Annotated in this window: 10 protein-coding genes; 2 read left to right on the top strand and 8 right to left on the bottom strand. The window is 65.2% G+C overall.

The features are described from left to right. The 8 genes from UK12_RS31230 to UK12_RS45245 form a co-directional block, all read right to left on the bottom strand. The coding region (locus UK12_RS31230) for a PHP domain-containing protein (protein ID WP_156179046.1) at positions 1–615 on the bottom strand (615 nt) is incomplete at its 3' end. 144 nt (positions 616–759) lie between these two features. Beyond that, positions 760–1,647: a JmjC domain-containing protein gene (locus tag UK12_RS31235; RefSeq protein WP_197085322.1), complete on the bottom strand. Its 888-nt coding sequence runs from the start codon at positions 1,645–1,647 to the stop codon at positions 760–762. An 82-nt stretch (positions 1,648–1,729) separates the two neighbouring features. After that, a complete protein-coding gene (locus UK12_RS31240) occupies positions 1,730–1,966 on the bottom strand; it encodes a hypothetical protein (protein WP_045306582.1) in 237 nt (78 codons plus the stop codon). Between the two features lie 512 nt (positions 1,967–2,478). Then, on the bottom strand, positions 2,479–3,417 hold the full coding sequence (locus tag UK12_RS31245) for an endonuclease/exonuclease/phosphatase family protein (RefSeq protein WP_045306583.1): 939 nt from the start codon (positions 3,415–3,417) through the stop codon (positions 2,479–2,481). 57 nt (positions 3,418–3,474) lie between these two features. Continuing rightward, the gene (locus UK12_RS40215; protein ID WP_156179048.1) at positions 3,475–3,630 is read right to left on the bottom strand and encodes a hypothetical protein; all 156 of its coding nucleotides are present in this window, start codon (positions 3,628–3,630) and stop codon (positions 3,475–3,477) included. Beyond that, positions 3,623–4,267: a hypothetical protein gene (locus UK12_RS40220; RefSeq protein ID WP_156179050.1), complete on the bottom strand. Its 645-nt coding sequence runs from the start codon at positions 4,265–4,267 to the stop codon at positions 3,623–3,625. The genes UK12_RS40215 and UK12_RS40220 overlap by 8 nt, the downstream gene beginning before the upstream one ends. Positions 4,268–4,331: 64 nt before the next feature. Continuing rightward, positions 4,332–4,649, bottom strand: coding sequence for a hypothetical protein (locus tag UK12_RS40225; protein ID WP_045306584.1), 318 nt, complete (start codon positions 4,647–4,649; stop codon positions 4,332–4,334). Then, positions 4,597–5,052: an ATP-binding protein gene (locus UK12_RS45245; protein WP_082120104.1), complete on the bottom strand. Its 456-nt coding sequence runs from the start codon at positions 5,050–5,052 to the stop codon at positions 4,597–4,599. Before UK12_RS45245 ends, UK12_RS40225 begins: the two co-directional genes overlap by 53 nt. Before the next feature lie 226 nt (positions 5,053–5,278). Here UK12_RS45245 and UK12_RS31255 point away from each other — a divergent pair, with 226 nt between their 5' ends. Continuing rightward, a complete protein-coding gene (locus UK12_RS31255) occupies positions 5,279–6,127 on the top strand; it encodes a helix-turn-helix domain-containing protein (RefSeq protein WP_045306585.1) in 849 nt (282 codons plus the stop codon). After that, positions 6,127–6,765, top strand: coding sequence for a hypothetical protein (locus UK12_RS31260; RefSeq protein ID WP_045306586.1), 639 nt, complete (start codon positions 6,127–6,129; stop codon positions 6,763–6,765). The genes UK12_RS31255 and UK12_RS31260 overlap by 1 nt, the downstream gene beginning before the upstream one ends. Positions 6,766–6,945: the final 180 nt, after the last annotated feature.

Below are 6,945 nucleotides of genomic sequence, written 5' to 3' on the forward strand. Positions count from 1 at the left end.
CTCGATGTCGATGCCGTGGTCCATCAGCTCCAGGAAGTAGTTCTCCTTGCCGAAGATGTCCTGGTAGGCGCCGGCGGCCTTGACCGCCTCGTCGTACTGCCCGAGCCGCAGCCGGGTCTGCACCTCGCCGGACGGGCAGCCGGTGGTGGCGATGATGCCCCGCGCGTTCTCGGCGAGGATCTCGCGGTCCATCCGGGGGTTGCCGTAGTAGCCCTCCATCGAGGCGAGCGAGGAGAGCTTGAAGAGGTTGCGCAAGCCGGTCGCGTTCTCGGCCCACATCGTCATGTGGGTGTACCGGCCACCGCCGGAGACATCCTTGCCGCCCTCGCCGTCGGCCCCGGGCGTCCTGCGCCCGCCCGGGGCCCAGAAGACCTGCTTCTTGTGGAACCGAGACTCCGGCGCGATGTACGCCTCGATGCCGATGATCGGCTTGACTGTGCTGTCCTTGGCCTTCTGAAAGAACTCGTAGGCACCGAACATGTTGCCGTGGTCGCTCATCGCCACCGCAGGCATGCCCTGCCGTTCGACCTCGGCGATCAGCTTGCCGTTCTTGGCCGCACCGTCGAGCATCGAGTACTCGGTGTGAACGTGCAGGTGTGCAAAACCGTCTGGCACAGGGGTCTCCTCATCCACCGCGAGCAACCCACCATAGCGGCGCTCGCGGGGCGACTCGCCGAGCTGAAATGGCCGCTGAGCCGGGGCGTTGGCCACGCCCCAGCTCAGCGGCGAGATCGTTCGTTCAGGACGGTCGGAAGAAGTTCAGAGCGGCCGGAGAGCCGCTTCCTGGACGCGCTGAGCGGCCTCCGCTGCGTCGAGCTTGAGGAACGCGCCGATGAGGTAGGCACGCATCTGCCGGATCGCCTCGGACGGATTGCGGGTGATCTCGATCGGCTGCACCCACTCACGCATGGCCGGGTCCACCAGCGCCTGGGCGAGTACCTCGTGGGCCAACTGCTCGGCCACCCAGTGGTAGGTGCGCTCCTTGAACGCCACCGTGAGATGGAGCGACGACTCGTCGCCAACGGTGTACGGGGAGTGGACGTAGCCGCGAGGCAGCCACAGGACGTCACCAGGCTCAAGGGTGAAGGTCTGGGCCGGCGGGGTGTTGGCGAGGTAGCGCTTCTGCTCGACCGTGAACCCCACCGTGTGGAACGAGGCGTACTCCTTGACCGGGTTCTCCACGAACGGCTCGTGGACCGGCCACGCCTTGCTGCCGGAGAGCTGGAGAATCAAGGTGACGTAGGGGTCGAAGTGGTACTTGAGCCCCTGGTGCCCGGCGGGGGTCAGGTAAGCGTTGATGTGAACGCCGTAGCCCGTCTCCTCCTGAAGTGAGCGATGCAGGTCGGCGATCGAGGGGACCAACCGCTCCAGGGACCGAACAGAGATCGTTCCGCCGGCATCGAGGTGCGCGCGGATCGAGCCCTTACGGGGCATGTCGCCGTCGGCGTACATCCACTTCTCTACGACTGAGCTGTCCTTGATCAGCGCGAGGTTGCGCATGGCCAGGCACTCAGCGTCGATCAGCCGGTCCACCTCGGCGAGCGTCAGCAGGTGCTCGAAGGCGGACGGCTCACGGCGGTAGCGCTGCGGCTGCTCCGGCCAGCGCGCCAGCACCTCGTCTGCGTTGTCGATCAGGGTCTTTAACATCAGCGGCTCTCCTAACCGATGGGCGGGGAAGGCGCAGGGCGCCCCGGACCGATCCCGAGGCGCCCTGCACTCGTGCTGCGTGTCAGGCCGACAGGTTCTGCGCCAGCCACGCCTCGGCGAAGCTGGTGATCTCCTCGCGGCTCATGCGCAGCTCGCGGCCGGCGCCCTCGGGCTTGGTGTCGCCGAGGGCGTACCCGCCGCCAGCCAGCTCGGCGACGCTGATGCAGCTCTCCATCGAGCCGTCGTTGTCGGTGCCGCCGCCGCAGAGCGCGGCGAACGGCCCGGCGAGCTCGCTCTTGTACAGGTTAGAGTTAGACATTTTTACCTCTCAGTGTTTAGCCGCACAGGTGTAGTGCGGCGCCTTCTCATTGCTGGACAGCAATGGAGGTTCGTGAGCTGGCTGACTCTCGTGGATGCCGTAAGACACTGCAATTGCCCAGCCTGTGTGCGGTCAACTGCAGTGTCCACCAGGCCAGTTGAGTCGCTGTGCCTCGGAGCCGTCACTAAATGTACCCGTGGAAATGCTGCACTGGAACGCTGAACGCCATGATTTTTCAAGGCGTCATATGCCATTTGTGGACTGCTAATTACGGGCATGCTGAAGTGCCCCATTCTAATTAAGAGAACGGGGTGAGTGTTTGGGTGCAAAGGTCTTTCTTCGACGGCGGGGTGACTTTCTAGCCCTCAACAGGCGCCCGCATCCCCCACGGCCATTAGCAAGCTCATGGGTGCGGGCCCGCTTCGTGACCTTCCCCCTGGCCGTTGCCCACACGGGCGACAGTCAGGGAGAAGGTCAGGGGCGTCCTCCCGGAAGAGTAGGCCCGCTACGCCTCACTGACTGGTCATCGTTTGCCACAGGCCCGAGCGGCTCAGGCACCACTCGGTCGGCAGGTGGTCGGAGATGTGTCGTAGACGCGGGGTGTCGAGCACCCCGGCTCGGACAGTCAGCGGCGCGAGCGCCGCCGAGCCGTAGACGCCGTCGATGGCGTGGGGGCCACCGTGGCCCTTTACCGCGTACCCTGCGGTGATGCCGACGGCCTTCGGGTGCCCCAGCACATCCCGCGCGTAGTGGCACGGGTCAACGAACCCGAGTTCGTTCATGCCCTCGTCGGTGCGGTCGTCGGCATACCGGTCGCCGTCATCGGACCGGAGCGTTCGGTTGTGCCAATGCGCCCGATCGAACCCCGGGTACAGCTGGAGCTTGTCCCAGTCCGGACCCTCGCCCACGAGGTAACCGTTGCGATCCATGCCGATGATCGTCAGCATGCCGGGTTTGGCGAGGGTGGAGAACCAATCGGCCTCGATCTCCCGAACGGCGGCCGAGTAGTAGCACAGGTGAGCACTGACCAGACCGAGGATCCCCGAGCTCTCCGCGTCGGACCCGCCCGACGCACGCAGACGCACGGTGATGTTCGCCGGCGGGTGCCAAGGCGCCCAACCATGATCGTAGGCTTGGACCTTGACGAACGGCCCGCCACTCTTCAGCAGAATCGCGTTGTCGTTACGGGACGCCCCCGGCAGCATGCCGTCAGCCACGAACCGCGCGGCCAGCGGCGCAGCCGCCGGGTAGCCGTCCATACCCAGCCGGGCTGTGACCTTCTCCAAGTCCCCGGGCTGCATTTCCTGCCACAGGACCACGTCCGGGTCCTGCTCCGCGATCACGTCGCATGCCGCGTCGAGCTGCTCACCCTTCTTGATGTTCCAGGTAAGGATCTTGACGACGTCGTCACCCGTGGCGACGTCCGGCGCTTGCGTGGGTGGAGAACTCAATGTTGCCCCTTAGTTTTTCGTGGCGGCTGGGTCGTGCAGCTCGACCCACGGGCGGGATCAGTACCAGTGGTGCGAGGACGCGAGCAGGGCGACGCCCAAACCCGCGACGCACCAGCTCGACAGGATGTAGCTGAGGATCGAGATGAGCGGATCTGGGAGGTCGAGAGGGCGCCGTCTGGCGACCTCGCGGCAGTCCTCCAGACCGTCATCCATGTGGATCGCTCGCGGCGATCGAAGAGGGGGCGATAGTCACTTGCGCTCCTTGATCTAGGGAAAACGCCTGTCCGATTCGGAGTTGGGCGCACATGGTTTTTCCATCTGGATCGATCTCCACGCGCAGGTCGCCCTCGGCCAGCGTGTGCACCAGAGCCAAGCCGCTCAGTGGCGCGCTGCCGTCGAGAAACCACACGGGAAGCTCGCGAGAGCCGTCCCGTACGGTGATCCGCAGCATCCGCTGTTTTCGGCTTACCTCGACGAGCAGATGCCTCTTGCACCCGGTACTGACCGAGATGGTGACCAGCTCGCGGGTTACGGCCACCGCCTTGCCGATCAGCTTGTCAAGCCCTGCGTTAGCCAGTGTGTTCTCAACCAGTCGGCAGGCAAGCCCTATTGAGTCGTCGTGATACGGGTACTTCCCCGAGGCGGAGATGCTGAGTGAAGCTGCTGGCGTTGAGGAGGGCGTCTGCGGGGCGGCGTCACCGGACGAGACCAGTGTCTTCGGTCGTGCACTCGCGCTCGGTGGCATGCCGCGTTCATCCCTCTTCAGCTTGAAACAGACAATCTTGCGGTGGCCGACCGGGGCTTCGTCTGCCCACCGTGCCTTGAGATGTGCGGAGCCGAGGGCACCCAAGGGGGAGGAGAAGGGCTCCTCGGCTCCGCGTTGCCCCACCGTCTGCCGGCGGGGTGCCCCGCCCTCACGCCTGAGAAAGGCGCACTTCGCTCGCTGGGGAGTCCACGAGGTGGGCGGGAAGTTCAGCCGGCTTGTGGTCCCGGCGGAGTGCGATCAGGAGTCGCGCGAGCATCTGCGTTTCGGGATCTGTTCGGCTGTGCAGGACCGCGTAAGCGGCCAGAAGGCCGTCGACCTCAGCGACACCGGGTAGGTACGCGGGGTGGATGAAGCCGACGCACTGTCGGGCGTCCTCGGGGCACTCCTCGTCTCGAACGGCCCCATCAACTGGTTTAGGCAACCGACGCTGGAAGAAGAGCGCGAGGACCGCGTCGTGGCCGTTCATCTGTTCTTTCCTCCCTGAGAGTGACACACACGAACTTGCCGCTGCCGCGCTCCTGCCAGTGCCACTCAGCTGACAGCAGATCGACGAGGGGGATGCCGCGCCCAGACTCCGACCACGGCGTCATCGGTGCCAACACCGGACCTTGAGGGTTGTCGTCAGCCACCTCGAACCGCAAGAAGCGGCCGTCTGACGTCTCGTACGGTGAGAAGACCTGGACTGCGAACGCGCTCGCTGCGTTTGCCGAGTTCGTCACGAGCTCGCTGACCAGAAGCTCCAGCGCCCCGGTGTCCTCCCAGCCGCGCTTCCGAGCGGTCTCCACGGCGAAGCGCCGGGCACGGGGGACGGAAGCTGCTTCAGCTGCATAGACAGCGGCGCTGGCTTCATGGGTGTGCTCGCCTTGCATCGCTCCTCCAACCGCACGGAAGAGCAGCGCTCACCGCGCACGATCCGGAAACGCACCGTGATGGGGTGACCCCGGTGCGTGGCTATCCGAGTGTGGACCTGACGGGGCGTCGGGCGCAAGCCAAAGTGCTGACCAAATTCTCGGCATCTTGGGAATCGCCAACCTTGCAACTCATGTGTGCGGGTAGCAGACTGACGCCATACCAAGCGAGGACGAGGGAGGGGCGATGGGGCAGGAGACGGTATCGGCTGTCAACGCCGAGGCCCTGGGCGCGGAGCTGAAGGCAATCCGGGGTGACCGGACGCTCCACGAGGTCGGCCAGGCGGCCAGGATCAACGCTGGCGATCTCAGCAAGATCGAGCGCGGGAAGAAGGTGATCAACGAGCAGCAGCTTGGTCGCCTCCTCGACTACTACGAGATCCAAGGCGGCCAGCGGGAAGCGCTCGTCGAACTGATCACAGAGGACCGCATCAACGCCTGGTGGACCCGCTACAAGCAGCTGATCTGGCCCGAGTTCGCCGGCCGTCTCGCAGTCGAAGCCCTGGCCGACCTCCAAGAGGACTGCACGGCCGGCACGTTCACCCTGCTCCTCCAGCGTCCGGCATACGCCAGAGAGATCATCGAGCACAGTTGGGACGCGCCCTCGCCTGATGACCTCGAAGTCTGGCTGGACATCCGTCAGCGGCGCCAGCAGCGGCTCTACGACGACCCGCCTCTGCGGCTGCACAGCATCTTCTCCGAAGCTGCTCTATACAGTTCGGCGGTTCCCGAGATCCTCGGTGACCAGCTGAAGCACATGCTGGGCGCTGTGCGAGAAGGGCGCGTGGTTCTCCAGATGGTGCCGTTCAGTGCGGGGCGACCCGGCATGCTACCAATGACGCTGGAGAGGTTGACCTGCCCAGGCGAGGGTTCACCCAAGTTCGTCTTCGCTGAGACCCTGAACCTTCAATACGTGAGAGAGTCGGAGCGCGACAATCAGAGGTTCAACCGGGTCATCAACCGGATTCGAACCGTCGCGCTATCGCCCAGTGATACTTTCGCCAAAATCGAAGATCGACTGAAAGAGATCACCTGATGGACCGCCAAGACCCCTACGCCCACCACGAGTTCGACAGCGTCCACGGCTGGGGTGTGCCTCTGGCATCAGCAGGCAACAACGGCTGCGTCGAGATCATCGAGTTCCCGAACGGTGACTGCTGGCAGCGCGACAGCAAGCACCCGGAGCGCCACTTCGTGGCCTACAGCGACGTCTCGCGCACTCCCGCCCTGATCGCGGTGATCCTTGGCGAGGGCGCGCCCTTCTACCTCGACGCTCCCAAGCGCGAGGCGGTGCTGGAAGCAGTGCAGACCGGCGACACCGACACCGCCATCGCCAAGATCAAGGGCATGCTCGCGGAGGGCCGGCACGACCCTTACGCCCACGACGAGTTCGAGAGCGGCTACGGCTGGAACACTCCCGGGGCTTCGAGCAGCAACGTCGAGATCATCGAATTCCCCAACGGCGACCTCTGGCAGCGTGACCGCCAGCACCCGGATGGTCCCTACCTGGCCTACAACCTGATCGAGCGCGTCGCCGCCCTGCTCTCGGCGCTCCTCGACAACGACCCCCGGTTCTACCTGTCCCGGGAGGCGCGCCAAGCGGTGCTCTCGGCAGTGCAAAGTGGAGACGTCGCGACGGCCCTCACCGAACTCAGCCTGGCGCCGACTGCCTGAGGCGAAGTCAGGATGAGTCGCCGAACCCCCAGACAAGCTCTGGGGGTTCGGCATGTCCGTGATCAGTACGCGGACTGCATGAAGACCGAGCTGCGGCTGGCACCCATCGATGGCTCGCCGGTCGGGGCGACCCCAGGTTCCAGACCGAGCTGACGTGGCTTCGGCCGGCCACGTACCGGC

Origin of the sequence: Saccharothrix sp. ST-888 (genome assembly GCF_000955975.1) — a bacterium.
GTDB lineage: Bacteria > Actinomycetota > Actinomycetes > Streptomycetales > Streptomycetaceae > Kitasatospora.

What these genes read in the sequence shown, in the direction of transcription:
- UK12_RS31235 (WP_197085322.1), bottom strand. Translation starts at nt 1,647, where the DNA reads ATGTTAAAGACCCTGATCGACAACGCAGACGAGGTGCTGGCGCGCTGG.
- UK12_RS31240 (WP_045306582.1), bottom strand. Translation starts at nt 1,966, where the DNA reads ATGTCTAACTCTAACCTGTACAAGAGCGAGCTCGCCGGGCCGTTCGCC.
- UK12_RS40215 (WP_156179048.1), bottom strand. Translation starts at nt 3,630, where the DNA reads ATGGATGACGGTCTGGAGGACTGCCGCGAGGTCGCCAGACGGCGCCCT.
- UK12_RS40225 (WP_045306584.1), bottom strand. Translation starts at nt 4,649, where the DNA reads ATGAACGGCCACGACGCGGTCCTCGCGCTCTTCTTCCAGCGTCGGTTG.
- UK12_RS45245 (WP_082120104.1), bottom strand. Translation starts at nt 5,052, where the DNA reads ATGCAAGGCGAGCACACCCATGAAGCCAGCGCCGCTGTCTATGCAGCT.
- UK12_RS31255 (WP_045306585.1), top strand. Translation starts at nt 5,279, where the DNA reads ATGGGGCAGGAGACGGTATCGGCTGTCAACGCCGAGGCCCTGGGCGCG.
- UK12_RS31260 (WP_045306586.1), top strand. Translation starts at nt 6,127, where the DNA reads ATGGACCGCCAAGACCCCTACGCCCACCACGAGTTCGACAGCGTCCAC.